Annotated in this window: 13 protein-coding genes; 5 read left to right on the forward strand and 8 right to left on the reverse strand. The window is 59.1% G+C overall.

Going from position 1 to position 13,387, the window contains the following annotated elements:
- Positions 1 to 2: 2 nt before the first annotated feature.
- The 3 genes from otnC to ltnD are packed head-to-tail and all read right to left on the reverse strand — an operon-like array spanning position 3 to position 2,836.
- Positions 3 to 653: a 3-oxo-tetronate 4-phosphate decarboxylase gene (gene otnC, locus FBZ99_RS25105; protein ID WP_113350970.1), complete on the reverse strand. Its 651-nt coding sequence runs from the start codon at positions 651 to 653 to the stop codon at positions 3 to 5.
- Positions 650 to 1,924: a 3-oxo-tetronate kinase gene (gene otnK, locus FBZ99_RS25110; RefSeq protein ID WP_113389533.1), complete on the reverse strand. Its 1,275-nt coding sequence runs from the start codon at positions 1,922 to 1,924 to the stop codon at positions 650 to 652. The genes otnC and otnK overlap by 4 nt, the downstream gene beginning before the upstream one ends.
- A 3-nt stretch (positions 1,925 to 1,927) precedes the next feature.
- The gene (gene ltnD, locus FBZ99_RS25115; protein ID WP_113389563.1) at positions 1,928 to 2,836 is read right to left on the reverse strand and encodes an L-threonate dehydrogenase; all 909 of its coding nucleotides are present in this window, start codon (positions 2,834 to 2,836) and stop codon (positions 1,928 to 1,930) included.
- A gap of 167 nt (positions 2,837 to 3,003) precedes the next feature.
- Here ltnD and FBZ99_RS25120 point away from each other — a divergent pair, with 167 nt between their 5' ends.
- Positions 3,004 to 4,026, forward strand: coding sequence for a LacI family DNA-binding transcriptional regulator (locus FBZ99_RS25120; protein ID WP_113350972.1), 1,023 nt, complete (start codon positions 3,004 to 3,006; stop codon positions 4,024 to 4,026).
- Positions 4,027 to 4,257: 231 nt separating this feature from the next.
- The gene (locus tag FBZ99_RS25125; protein ID WP_113350973.1) at positions 4,258 to 5,082 is read left to right on the forward strand and encodes a hypothetical protein; all 825 of its coding nucleotides are present in this window, start codon (positions 4,258 to 4,260) and stop codon (positions 5,080 to 5,082) included.
- A gap of 550 nt (positions 5,083 to 5,632) precedes the next feature.
- On the opposite strand, the gene ftrA is transcribed toward FBZ99_RS25125, so the two are convergent.
- Entirely contained in the window at positions 5,633 to 6,625 is a 993-nt protein-coding gene (gene ftrA / locus FBZ99_RS25135) for a transcriptional regulator FtrA (RefSeq protein ID WP_113329205.1), read from the reverse strand.
- Positions 6,626 to 6,738: 113 nt separating this feature from the next.
- Between ftrA and FBZ99_RS25140 the strand changes: the two genes are divergently transcribed.
- On the forward strand, positions 6,739 to 7,362 hold the full coding sequence (locus tag FBZ99_RS25140) for a glutathione S-transferase family protein (RefSeq protein WP_233788655.1): 624 nt from the start codon (positions 6,739 to 6,741) through the stop codon (positions 7,360 to 7,362).
- Between the two features lie 135 nt (positions 7,363 to 7,497).
- Positions 7,498 to 7,869 carry a hypothetical protein gene (locus tag FBZ99_RS25145; RefSeq protein ID WP_168192600.1) on the forward strand — a complete coding sequence of 124 codons (372 nt, stop codon included), beginning with the start codon at positions 7,498 to 7,500 and terminating at the stop codon, positions 7,867 to 7,869.
- A gap of 136 nt (positions 7,870 to 8,005) precedes the next feature.
- Here the strand turns inward: FBZ99_RS25145 and FBZ99_RS25150 are convergent, their stop codons facing one another.
- The 3 genes from FBZ99_RS25150 to FBZ99_RS25160 form a co-directional block, all read right to left on the reverse strand.
- Complete coding sequence (locus FBZ99_RS25150; protein WP_145635565.1) at positions 8,006 to 8,443, reverse strand: VOC family protein; 438 nt, start codon at positions 8,441 to 8,443, stop codon at positions 8,006 to 8,008.
- Between the two features lie 195 nt (positions 8,444 to 8,638).
- Positions 8,639 to 8,860, reverse strand: a complete 222-nt coding sequence (locus tag FBZ99_RS25155; protein WP_069609932.1) for a hypothetical protein — start codon at positions 8,858 to 8,860, stop codon at positions 8,639 to 8,641.
- Positions 8,861 to 9,129: 269 nt separating this feature from the next.
- Complete coding sequence (locus tag FBZ99_RS25160) at positions 9,130 to 10,317, reverse strand: helix-turn-helix domain-containing protein (protein WP_246661747.1); 1,188 nt, start codon at positions 10,315 to 10,317, stop codon at positions 9,130 to 9,132.
- Positions 10,318 to 10,840: 523 nt separating this feature from the next.
- On the opposite strand from FBZ99_RS25160, the gene FBZ99_RS25165 reads away from it, so the two are divergent.
- Positions 10,841 to 11,878 (forward strand): dipeptidase, encoded by a 1,038-nt coding sequence (locus FBZ99_RS25165; protein ID WP_145635567.1) that lies wholly within the window; start codon positions 10,841 to 10,843, stop codon positions 11,876 to 11,878.
- Positions 11,879 to 11,919: 41 nt separating this feature from the next.
- On the opposite strand, the gene FBZ99_RS25170 is transcribed toward FBZ99_RS25165, so the two are convergent.
- The gene (locus FBZ99_RS25170; protein ID WP_145635569.1) at positions 11,920 to 13,287 is read right to left on the reverse strand and encodes a cytochrome P450; all 1,368 of its coding nucleotides are present in this window, start codon (positions 13,285 to 13,287) and stop codon (positions 11,920 to 11,922) included.
- Positions 13,288 to 13,387 lie beyond the last annotated feature (100 nt).

A 13,387-nucleotide genomic window follows, 5' to 3' on the forward strand; every position in this document is an offset into this window, starting at 1 on the left:
GTTCAGTCCCATTCCACATCATAGGTGCGGACGAGATCGGCGATCTGCGCATCCGTCAACAGCGAAGGATTGGCTCCTCGCGTCAGTATGGCAAGCTTTGCCGTCTCTTCCAGTTCTTCCATCGCATAGACAGCGGCTTCCAGATCCTTCGCCGAAACGACAGGACCATGTGCCGCCAGCATCACGGCGCTGCGCTTGCCGGCCAGGCCGCGGATGGCATCGCCCATGGCCGGATCGCCAGGCATGAAATAGGGCAGGAGTTTCACTTTGCCGAGCTTCATGATCGAATAGGCTGTCAGCGGCGGCAGCATGTTGTCGGCGTCGACGCCAGGCAGGATCGAGAGTGCCACCGAATGGCTGGAGTGAAGATGGACGACGGCGCCCGTCTTTTTCGGCCGAGTCTCATAGAAGGCGGCATGTAGCGGCATTTCCTTCGTCGGCTTGTCGCCGCCGATCAGGCGCCCGCCGCTGTCAAAGAGGGAGAGGCGGGCGGGGTCGAGGCGACCGAAGGAGCTGCCCGTCGGCGTCACCAGCAGCCGTCCGTCGCTGAGGCGCGCCGAGATATTGCCGGAGGAGCCAGCGGTCAGGCCGCGATCGTAAAGCGATTTGGCCATCATGCAGATCTGTTCGCGCAGCGCGGCTTCTTCGCTCATGCCGCTCCCAATCTGTCGAAAGCGTCCGTAAAGAAGGTTTCCTCGCCGAAATTGCCAGATTTTAGAGCCAGGGCGACTGTTTCATTCCCAAGGGTCGTGAAAGTCCAAGGCACGCCGGGTGCAATTTCTGGTCCGATAGTCAGATGCGCCGCGCCGAGCGCCTGCGTGATCGCGCCGGATGTCTCGCCGCCTGCAACGACGAAGCGGCGCGTGCCGCAATCGAAAGCGATGCGGGCTATTTTCGAAAGAGCATCCTCGACGACCTGCCCCGCTTTGTCCTTGCCCAGCTGCTCCTGAGCTTGCCGCACCTCGTCGGGTTCGGCGGTGGCATAGATGAGCTTCGGTGCATCGGGAGATTGCTGATGCAACCACTCCAGTGCAGCACTTGCGCCGTTTTGCGCAAGCGCGATCGGATCGAGCCGCAGGCTGGCAACTTTGTCGGCATAGTCGGCAACCTGTCGGCGCGTCATGGCGGAGCAGCTGCCGGATAGGACGATCGAGCCGCCGGTGACCTTTGGCAGTGCCTGTCGATGTTCGGAGAGGCGGACGAGGCCCTGTTCCATGTAAAATCGCGGAAGCTGACCGGCGATCGCGCTGCCGCCCGTCAGCAGCGGCATGTCGAAGGATGCCGCCGCGATCGTTCGAAGATCATTGTCGGATATGGCATCGACAATCACATGCCGAATGCCCTCACTGCCCAACTCCTCCAGCCGTGCTTTCAACGCTACGGCGCCCTTTGAAACTATGTTGCGATTGGCAAGGCCAACCCGGCCGGACACTTGCGGTGTCAGAAGCCGCACGAGGTTGGAATCGCGCATCGGCGTCAGCGGATGATCTTTCATCGGACTCTCCGACAGAAGCTGTTCGCCGACGAAGAGATGACCCATGAAGACGCTGCGTCCGTTCTCCGGAAAGGCGGGGCAATAGATCGTCTGGGTCGCGCCGGTCTCGGTGATCAGCATATCCGCGACTGGACCTATATTGCCTTCGGCCGTGCTGTCGAATGTCGAGCAATATTTCCAGAAGAAGCGGCTAGCACAGGCGTCCTTCAGCCATGCCAGCGCCTGACGTGCCTGATCAACGGCGGTATCGACGGGCGATGTCCGGCATTTGAGGGCGATGACCTCGAAGGCGGCCGTCTCGTTCGGGTCGCGTTTGTCTTGCGGAATGCCGATCCGCAACGAAACGGGCAATCCGCTGCGCGCCAGCAGCGCGGCCAGATCGGTCGCCCCGGTAAAGTCATCCGCGATGCAGCCAAGCAGGAGCGTCATGGCCTAGTCCCTTACGCCCGGCAGGCTGGCACCGCTCCTGGCGGCCAGGATCTTCGCAACGGCTGCGTCATCCTCCAGGCCCAGGCCCGCCTCCGATGCTTCTACAAAGAGGTTGAGCGCCGTTGCTGCAAGTGGAGTAACAGCACCGGCTTTGTCAGCTTCCGAGGTGACGATCCCGAGATCCTTGACAAAAATGTTGACCGCCGAGCGCGGCGTATAATCGCCCGATACGATGTGTTCGCCGCGATTCTCGAACATCCAGGACGAGCCGGCAGATACGCAGATCACGTCATAGAGCGTTTTCAGATCGATGCCGGCCTTGGCGGCGAGCGTCATGGCCTCGGCTGTCGCGGCGATGTGCACCCCGGCCAGCAGCTGGTTGATCATCTTGACCTGCGAGCCGGCGCCCGGGCGATCTCCCAGCCGGAACACCTTGGCCGAGATGGCGTCGAGCACCGCGGAGGTTCGTTCGAAAGCTTCGGGAGTGCCAGATGCCATGACGGTAATCTCACCCGAAAGCGCACGGACATGGCCGCCGGAGACGGGAGCGTCGATAACGAGCATGCCTGCTTCCTCCAGTCGTTCCGCAATGGCGATCGTAGCGCTCGGGGCCATGGTCGTACAGAGCAGGAACACGGTTGAGGGCCGTGCGGTCTTCAGCGCACCGTCTCGGCCGAAAAGCACGTCTTCGACCTGCTTGCTGTTGACGACGTAGACAAGGATCACGTCTACATCGTCGGCCGCTGATGCCGGCGTCGTGCAGGGCGAGCCGCCGTTCTCGGCAAAGCGGGCAAGAACCTCGCTGCGAACATCGCAGCCACTGACGGCAAAACCTGCCTTGAGAAGGGACAGGGCGGCGCCCCAACCCATGGACCCCAGGCCGATGACGGCGGCCTTCTTCGTGTTCTGCACCGTGCTACCTCTGCAATTTTCGGCTATGTTACCGGTACCGGTATCGATAACAAGCCTCAATTTCCCGGTATTTGTCAATAGGAGGATGTTTGCCTTTTTCGGGAAACATTCTATGAAGAGGGGCGGCATCGTGCCAGCCGCCATGGTTCATCGAGGGTTGCTTGGGGATGCGCAAACCCACTCTGGAAGAAGTCGCGATCGAAGCGGGCGTCAGCAAGATGACGGCATCGCGTGCGCTTCGCGGCGTCGCCGACGTTTCCAGCGAGACGCGTGACAGGGTGATCGAAGCAGCGACGCGGATGAACTACGTCGGCAACAGGCTGGCGCTCTCCTTGTCTTCGCAGCGCACCAATCTGGTCGCCGTCGTCGTTCCCAGCATGTCGAACATCGTCTTTCCGGAGGTCCTCGCCGGTATTTCCGCCGGGCTCGACGGTTCCGGCATGCAGGCCGTGTTCGGCATATCTGACTATGATATAGCCAAGGAGCGCGAGATCATCCGCGACATGCTTTCCTGGCAGCCCTGCGCCATCATCGTCACCGGGCTCGATCAGCCGGAGGAGACCGTGGAGCTGCTCCGCCACTCCAATATTCCGGTTATCCAGCTCATGGATCTCGATGGCACGCCGATCGATTTCAATGTCGGACTGTCTCATAGTGCGGCGGGGGAGGATATGGCCGAGGCGCTGATTGCGGCGGGACGAAGACGGTTCGGTTATGTCGGCAGTGCTCTGGTAAAGGATCTGCGCGCGGCCAAGCGCAAGGCCGGCTTCGAACGCGTCCTGCATGCCCATGGTCTGGGGTTTGCCGAGCAGCGGATAGAAGATGCCTTTTCCTCGATCGCGCTTGGAAAGCGGCTCACGACATCGCTGCTTGCAGCGGTGCCGGATCTCGATTGCATCTATTATTCCAACGACGACATGGCGAGCGGCGGCTTGTTTGCCTGCATGGAGCTGGGTGTCGCGGTTCCTGAGAAGATCCTGATTGCCGGCTTCAACGGGCTGGATCTGGTCGCTTCGCTACCCGCGCCGATCGCAACCTCCCGCTCGCCCCGACGCGCTATTGGTGAGGTTGCGGCGCAATTGGTGCGCCATGCGGTCGTGACCGGCGGGGATGCAATGCGGAAAACCGTAGCGTTCAAGCCGACAATCGTGGGAATCGATGGTTATGGAGCGGCTGACGGCGCTTCCTGATATCTCTTCATAATTCCTCCCTTCCGACGCATGCCTAGATTGATGTCGGCGACAGGTCCGTTTGAACCAGATGAGCCGTGATGCCTGCATGTGGGTTCCAGCCCTTTTAAGCCTAAGCTTTGCAACAAGATTTCCCCGAAAATCCACAGTTCGGAAATATTTGGAAACCGGCAGGCCAAGACGATCGGATAGACGCATGGGGAGTTATCTTATTGCGGAGTCCGACTGCCGATGTTCCTGACCAATCCGTGGCAACGGGAAGAGCTGAGCCATATCGTTGTCACCACCTTTCATGAAAAGGGTTATCGTGACTACGGCAAGAAATGTATCGAGACCTTCCTTGCCTGCTGGCCGAAGGAAGTCTCTTTGGTCGTCTATGCCGAGAATGTCGGAATCGAGGAGAAGGACCGCCGTCTTCTGGTTTTCGATCATTGCGAGACATTGCCCCGGCTGCGCGGCTTTCGCGATGCCTATGGTAGCGAACCGCAGGCAAATGGATATATCTCGTCACGCAATGGGCTGGTGCGGGATTTCCGGTGGGACGCCGTGCGCTTTTCCAACAAGGTCTTTGCGGTCGCCGATGCCGTCAGGCGCTATCATAACACGGTCGATCAACTGATATGGCTCGATGCCGATACCGTGACCCATAGGCCCATTCCGAAGAGTTTTCTCGATGGAATCGCCCCGCGTGGAAATCAGCTTGCCGCCTATCTGAACAGGAGAATCTATCCCGAATGCGGATGGGTGGGATACAACCTGCGTCATCCGGCGATATTGACCTTCATCGACCGTTTCGAAGGGGCTTATTCCTCCGGCTATTTCCTGACGCTGAAGGAAAGCCATGACAGCTTCGTCTTCTGGAAGGTGCTCCAGCAGATGGAACAGGACAAGGAAGCCAGATTCAGGCGGCTCGGCTCAAGTCTGACGAAAACCCATGTTTTCATCAATAGTGTCCTGGGCGGTTATCTGGATCATTTGAAGGGTGACAGGAAGGCTGAGGGAAGGAGCCGCCGGCGTGATCTTAAATGGCATCGCCGCGAACCATGGTGGCAATGATTTCCGATCATTTGTAGCGGTGAAAGCCTCATTTCTGCTGGGTGTGGGCGCAGACGATCAAGTTGTTTTTTAGGGTGCATGGCACTAATCTGGGTAGCATTGAGGGATTGGGAATTCATGCACGACGATTCGATCCTGCCGACAGAGATCGCTGTTTTACTTGGCTTGATATGCAATATAGGCGCTCCGCTTCTGGCCTTTTGGGTGGCGGGAAAATTGCCTCGATTTCGCCTCTGGATTCATGGTGTCGCTTTCGTTGCTATCCTTGCCTCGCCGTTGACGGCGATGATCCTCGGGTTGCCTGATCTGCTCCCTGAAGAGGAGGAAAGCCCCGGCGCTCGCTTTGCGTTTCTGCCTCTGATCGTCGAGGCAGCCATCATCGTCCTGCTCTATTGCCTGGCCGGGGCGATGCTTCTATCCCAATCTGTCCATTCGGCAATCACAGACTGGCACCGCGGAGATGGGCTCTCGCGGGCGACGCCACGTCCTCGCCGTACAGCCGGGAGCAGATCCTACATCTCCAAAGGCTCCAAATCGCGATAGATATTGTTCAGTTAGACGCACGGGATTGTTGTTCGCCGTCGGAGCTGCGGAATCGCGATCGATAGGCTGTCGGTGACAATCCGACGCTTGTGCGAAAATGATGACGGAAGTTTGCAGCGCTTCCCAGACCGACATGCATTGCGATGACCGAAACAGGAAGGCTTGTTTCTTCCAGAAGCTCGCGTGATCGCGCGAGACGCTCGTTTTGAAGCCATTCCCCGGGTGCGACCCCCGTCGCCTCGCGAATGTGACGATGCAGGCTCCGCACGCTTACGCATGCTTCTTCCGCCATGCGCTGGACGCTCCATTGTTGTGCGAGGTCTCTTCGGATCGCATCCAGCAGAGCGGATAGCCGCGTGGCACCGCGCCCTGCGACCGGGCGCTCGATGAACTGCATTTGGCCGCCTTCGCGATGGGCGGCGACGACAAGGCGCCGGGCCACGCTATTGGCTGCCTTGGCGCCGAAATCCTTGCGCACGACATGAATGCAAAGATCGAGCCCGGCCGCACTGCCGGCCGATGTCAATATGTCGCCTTCGTCGACATAGAGGGAATGCGGCTCGACATCGATTTCCGGATAGGCGGAAGCAAGCCTTGCGGCATGATGCCAATGGGTCGTCGCGCGTCTGCCGGACAACAGGCCGGTTTGAGCCAGCACGAAGGCGCCTCCGCAGATCGACACCAGCCGGACACCTTTGGCGTGGGCTTTCCGCAGCGCTTCGAGAAGCGGCTCGGGAGCCGCGGCGCCCGGCCCCCGCCAACCCGGTATGACGATCGTATCCGCCTGATCGAACAGCTCAAGGCCACCGTCCGAATTGACGGTCAGGCCGCCGGCACCTCGAATGGGTCCGGGCTCTACTGCAGCGGTCATGCAGCGATACCAGCCCGGCCCCATTTCCGGTCGCGATAATCCGAACACTTCGAAGGCGCATCCGAATTCGAAGGTGCAGAGCTGGTCATAGGCGGCGATGACGACAAGCGGGTTGGCGTTCTTTGGCATGATCCTTGCGCTAATGGCTTTTTCGGCCACTGGCAATAGCCGTCCGCCCACGACTACTATTCCTCATCGGATCGCGGCGCGGTCCTTGCGCTTGTCCAAGCAAAGAGATGGTGATGGTGGATATGAGACTGATCGGAATGCTGGATTCACCTTTTGTCAGGCGTGTGGCGATCTCGCTGCGCGCACTCGATATAGCATTCGTGCATGAGCCGCTTTCTGTTTTCAGCGCTTTCGAGGCTTTTGCCGATATCAATCCTGTCGTGAAGGCGCCGTCGCTTGTCACGGATGACGGAACCGTCTTGATGGATTCGAGCCTAATACTTGCGCATGCCGAACGCATCGCGCCGTCGGGGCGCAGCCTCATGCCCGTCGATCCGCAGGATCATGCCCGGTCTCTGCGCATCATCGGTCTTGCGTTGGCAGCGTGTGAAAAGACGGTTCAGATCGTCTACGAGCATAAGCTGCGTCCTATGGAAAAGCAGCATCAGCCCTGGCTTGATCGAATTCATGGTCAGCTTGCGGCGGCGTACCGTCTGCTGGAGGCGGAAATGCCGCAGGCCGATCCCTGGCTCTTCGGTAGACGGCCGCTCCAGGCTGATATCACCAGTGTTGTCGCGTTTCGCTTTACGCGCGAGATGCTGCCCGATGCCCTCGATGTAAAGGCTTGCCCGCGCCTTCATGCGCTGTCGGTGCGTGCCGAGGAGAGCGCGGAATTTCGCGCCTTTCCCTTCAGCTGAGACATGTCGCGCAAAAGCGCTGCGATTGGGCGGCAGCGCGGCACCCAATCCAGTTCCGACTGCGTTCAGGCAGAGTTCATGCGAATCGGCATATCTTTATTCTTGTCTACAAGACAGGAAATGGGGGTAAGGGAAATGCTTGAAGGTTTGGTACGGATTTCGCGTGTTGCCGTGGTCGGATTGGCCGCGTTGCAACTGATGACGTCTGTCGCTTCGGCGCAGTATTATGGCGGCGATGACGATTATGCACCGCCGCCCTGGCAGCGTGACCAGGGTCGAGACTGGAGAGGTCCGCCGCGCGGCTGGGATCGTGACCGCGACAGGGGCTGGGATCGTGACCGCGGTTGCGACAGACGCGATCTCATGCGCGCCGCGCGGGCGGAAGGCTTCCGTCGCATTGATTCGGTCGACAGTAACGGACGCCGCATCGTCGTTCGCGGCTGGAACGATGGCGGTCCGGACCGCATGGTCTTCGCCAATCGGCGCGGCTGCCCGGTCCTCGACTGACGCTCGAAATAGAGCATAAGCGGAAGCCGAGTGTGGGTCGGCCTCCGCTTACATCACGGCAGCGCATGCTCTCGACTGGCTGAAAGCCATGCGTTTGCTGCGACCTTCGAGTTTTACGATAGCTTTGCCGCGCCTTTCAGGCGGCGGCGAATTTCTTTTTTGTGACCGTGACGCTGCCGATTTGCTCGGATTTGGCGGATATTTTGGCGTCAGCGCTTTGCTGCCTGACCAGAAACTGCCAATATATGCCCCATGGATCTCTCACAAGGCCGCGATCGTCCGGACGGCTTTTCCCCAGCGCATAACGCAAACGGTCCGCCTCGTCCTGTGTCGCACATTCGACTGTGATGGAAGAACTATGCTCCGAGCGGTCGAATGGCCCTGCCTCGAAGCCCATATAGGCGCGATTTCCAAGTGTGAAACCTGCAAACTTTACGCTACCGGCGGGTCCATTCAGATTGTCGGTGAGAATACTTGAGACCCATCCGGCTGCCGAACCCGGGATAAGCGACGTATAAAGTTCGATCGCCGTTTCCATGTCATGTTGAAACCAGAGATGTTGTCTGATCTTCATCGTGACCTGCTTTCTACAAATCTTGCCTGGATGGGGCAGGGCATGAAGGAAGCATGCTGACTGCTTGCCGAATAAAATTCATGCCGCCGGTGAGCCGCCTTCTTGTTCTCTTGAGCGGTGTCACCGACGGCATGCTGGAGAGTTGCTCCTAACCGTTCGTGCTCACCCCTGCGGAGCTCGGACGGACGCGGTACACTATTTCTCAGCAACTCTACCAGCGAGAGCCATCACATAGTCATCGGCAATATCGGCCAAGGTCAAAGCAACCTCGGGCTCGTTCCAGCCGGCAGCGAGCGCCATTTGAACAAAGTCACGAAAGGCCACTTCAAGGACCTCTTCGCGCTCGACTGCGCGGTATGAGTCATTGACGGGATGCTGAGGCTTGCTGATCTCTATTGTCTGGCGAGTAGATACCATTGCTGTTTTCCCTATGACTTGCCCCGTTGGACGCACAGTACATTCACCAAACACTAGGGCTTCGGTCTCCGAACGACTATTCTTCTTCTTTTTTAATGGGTTACGCACCATATGTCGTTAGACGTGCATCCGGAAACTTGCAGCAGCGTCCATTTTCGCAATTGCTGAAGTGCGGTTTCGGGTCGACACGGGGATTGGTGGGAAGATGTGCCCTTCGCTTGCGCGTGCCCACCGGTGCGCACGCGTCTCGAGGCATCGAAATCCGCGGTCTAGTGATAATAGCCGAGGGTTTTCAGCCATTCGTCGAAGGAGTGGCTGCTGCCGGAGGATGCCGGCGAGATGACCTGCCCGAGATAGCGCGGGATGGTAAGGTTTCTGGCTTCACGGGGACTATAGCCGAACTCCTTGCCGAAGGCTCGGCTGAAGTGCGCTGCCGAGGAAAAGCCGACTGCAAAGGCAATGTCGACGATCTGTTCCCGATTGGCGGGATCGCTGAGGGCGGCATGAGCCGACAGGAGGCGACGGCGCTGAATATAGTGATGCACGCCGCCATATTGTTCGAATATTTGATAGAGCCTGGTACGGGATATGCCGAGCTCACGGCATATGTGCTCTACCGTCAGATCGCCCGAAATGAGATTGCTTTCCACGAACCGCCGCACGCGTTCCGTCAGGGCGAGAATGCTATGCTGTTCCGTGCCGGTCGATTGTGCCGCCGAGGTCGAAACGGAGGCCACAATCATATTGCGCACCGTCTGGACGACGTGCGGCAGATCGGTGGCTGCAAACCGCGCGAGATTGTTTTCGACGCTATCGAGGAATTCGATCAACATGCTGGTAAACACGCCGGAGAGCGCAATATTGTTCTCGATCTCGACCGGTGTGGGAACGTCGAACAGCAATGCCCTCGGCAGGAAGAGCGAGAGGCCCTTCGCCTCCGTCGAGCGCCCTCGAAAAGGGTGTCCCAGCGATCGCAGTTCCACCTTGCCCGGCTCGCCTTCCAGAACGTGGCCATCGACTTCCGTCCAGGTCCGGCCACTGGTCGGCACTGAGACCTGCCAGTGATCGATGTGATTGGTTTTCACCTTCGCCTGCGATCGCATGTAGCTATGGGGCGGCGTATCCTGTTGAACGATGAGCATGCCGCCAAGATTCCACGCGATATGATCGGCCGGAAAGCCGGCTTCCGGCGGGATATTGTCCGGCAATCGCACGTCGGCCACGGGAGCGACATAAGCTTGCCAGGCGGCAAATTGCGCGGCCGGCTCGATGTCGCGCGTCGAAAACTTCAGCGGCTGCAAGGCTGGAGGCGGCAGGGCTTCCTCCGTCGCCGCCTTCTCCGGTCGCGGGAAGCGCCGCCGTTCTGACTGTAATGACTTCCTGTCCTTGCGCCATGACGATTCTTTCGCCTCGTCTGACGCAGATCCGGATCGTTCCTCGCGCCGAAAATCAGACAATCCGTTCTCCTCGAATACGGCTAGAACAGGACATGAGCGCCGCCATCTACGCTCCATCCATTATTCAAGCAGACGGCTGTCTCCGCTTCGAGCCGCCTTCTTCAGCAAGCTGGTATGCTGCTGTAATTCCTGCCGTATTCCCAGCTCTTTCACCATACTAAAGCTTTCATTTGCTGCGCATTTTAGAAAAAGCAAGTGTTGCGGGTCGCCAAACCTATATTCCCGCTGCAATTGCCGCAAAATATTGCGCTGGCTGAGCCGATTTGTCTCGTGCAGGCACATCTGCCACGTCAAAAGCGAAAACTCGCTCCATGGAGACGCTCTGCAAAACCGCTGCGAAACTATTCCGCCTTTGCCTCGCCGCCTTGGCACCGCCCGGCCGCCATCGTAATTTCCGAACGTTTTCACAGCGGGGTCTTGCAACCGACCAATTCCATTTTCGCAGACCCTATACGTAGTTTGCAGTTGCCCATTCCGCCAAGCTTGCCTAGGCAGATATCAACTGCAATTTTTGGAATGAGACATGACCGAATCCTCGATAATCCCCGTCTTCGATGGCCATAATGACGTGCTGCTCCGGCTGCGCCGCGGTGGCTTGAATTCCGTCGATGCTTTCCTGAATGGCGAAGCTGCCGGACATATCGATCTGCCTCGCGCTCGCCGTGGCGGTCTCGCGGGCGGCCTCTGCGCCATATTTATCCCGTCGCCGGATCAGCCGAAGGCGGAAAATGCCGATTTCGCAACACCTGCTCAGCCCGACGCGCTGAATGAAACTCTGGCCATGGCGCGGCTTCTGCTTGCGATTGAAGCGCGCTCCCAGGGAGCCGTGAAGGTCTGCCGCACGGCCGGTGATATCAAGCGGTCGATTGCCGAAGGCCAGTTTGCTGCCGTATTCCACATCGAAGGTGCGGAAGCGGTCGCGGCCGATCTCGATGCTCTCTACGTTCTGCATCAGGCCGGCCTGCGCACGCTCGGGCCGGTCTGGAGCCGCCCCAATGTCTTTGCCTATGGTGTGCCTTTCCGGTTTCCTTCGTCGCCCGATATCGGCCCAGGGCTCACCGACGCCGGCAAGGATCTGATCCGCGCCAGCAACGAGCTCAGGATCATGATCGATCTCTCGCATATGAACGAGCAGGGATTCTGGGATATCGCCAAGCTGTCGAATGCGCCGCTGGTCGCCTCGCATTCCAATGCGCATGCCATCAGCCCTCACAGCCGCAATCTGACCGACAAGCAGCTCGACGCGATCCGCGATACCGGCGGCCTGGTCGGCATCAATTTCGGCGTGCTCTTCCTGCGGGATGATGGTGTTAGAAACACCGATACGCCGCTCGAAGTCCTCGTTCGCCACGTCGCTTACATTGCTGAGCGTATCGGCATCGAGCATGTCGCGCTCGGCTCCGATTTCGACGGCACGACCATTCCAGCGGCGCTCAGCGATGCGAGCGGCTTGCCGAAGCTGATCGAAGCCCTGCGCGCGCACGGGTTCGACGATCAGTCGCTTGCCAAAATCGCCCATCAGAACTGGGTCCGTGTCCTCGAACAAACTTGGGGCGGCTGAGACGCCCCCTCGTTTCTGTTCGGGGCAGACGACCCGCTCGACTATCGCTCCACGAGATTGATCGACAGCGGATGCATGGGCCGCAACGTAACCTTCATGACCGGCTTGGGCGAAGACTCGGTCGAGCCGGTTACGCGGAATTTCTGCAGGAGTACGGCGAGGATCGCGACGGCCTCCATCATTGCAAAGCCATTGCCGATGCAGACGCGCGGGCCGGCACCGAAGGGCATGAAGGTGTAGCGATGGCGATTTCGCGCCACCGCCGGCTCAAAGCGGTCGGGATCAAAAAGCTGCGGGTCTTCCCAAAGATCCGCATGATGATGCACGGCGTAGATCGGTACATAGATAATGGTGCCCGCCGGTATCATGTGCGTGCCGATGGCAAATTCGCTAGTGACCGCGCGCGAAACGATTGGCGCCGGCGGATAGAGCCGCATGGCTTCCGAAAAGACCTGCCTGGTGTAGGTGAGCTTGCCGAGATGTTCTGCCGTCAGCGGGCCGCCCTCGGTCACGGTGGCAATTTCTTCAAAGAGCTTGGCCTGGCAATCCGGATGGCGCGCAAGAAGATGGAAGGTCCAGGCAAGACCGAGCGCCGTCGTCTCGTGCCCGGCGGTGATGAAGGTCATCAGATTGTCGATGATCTCTTCATCGGTCATCATGCGACCGGTTTCGGGGTCGGCTGCGTTAAGCAGCATGGAAACCAGATCGCTCCGTTCCCCGCCGCTGCGGCGTCGTTCGGCAATCACCGTACCAAGGGTCGTTCGCAGGAAGGCAACGGCCGATCGCGCCTTCTCCTTGCCGGGATGGGGCATCCAGTCGGGCAGGCCAAGAAGGCCGAGCGCGAATTTCCAGCCGGTCGGCTTGAGGTAGTTGGTAATATTGTGCTCGACCTTGTCGACATCGATGCCTTCGCCGCCCGACATCATCGTATCGACGATAATATCGAAGGTGGTGCGCATCATTTCCTGACACAGGTCGATGGGGCTGTTCTTACGGGTGAGCCAGAGATCACGCCTGCGCCCGGCCGCCGCAATCATGGCTGGCTGCAGTTCCAACAGTTTTTCATGGCGAAAGGCGCCGGCCACCGACTGTCGCTGCCATTTCCAATGGGCGCCATCGGAGGTCAGAATGCCGTTGCCGAGAGCCGGGCCTAGCACGCGGCGCACATCTTCGCCTTTGCTGAGCGCGTCGGAATTGCGCACCAGCGCCTGATAGATGAGCTCGGGATCGGCCAGATAGATCCGCAGTTTTCCACCCACCTTGGTGAAGACCATGGGCTCGGTGAAGATTTCCGGCGGCAGTGCGTCGAGCGGATTGCGGATCAGCGACAGGAGGACATGCGGCATTGAGCGCGGAGTGAGGGGAAATGTCGTCTGCGAGAGATCGGCAGCGTTCACACGTGCATTCATCCTTCAGTCTCCTTGTTCAGCCCGGCGGATGCCTGTAGATCAGGATTAAGGTATTTGCCTTACAAAGAATAAGGTGGATACCTTAGAGCTTCAAGGGGGA

The sequence above is a fragment of the Rhizobium sp. ERR 1071 genome (genome assembly GCF_007828675.1).
Lineage (GTDB): Bacteria > Pseudomonadota > Alphaproteobacteria > Rhizobiales > Rhizobiaceae > Rhizobium > Rhizobium dioscoreae.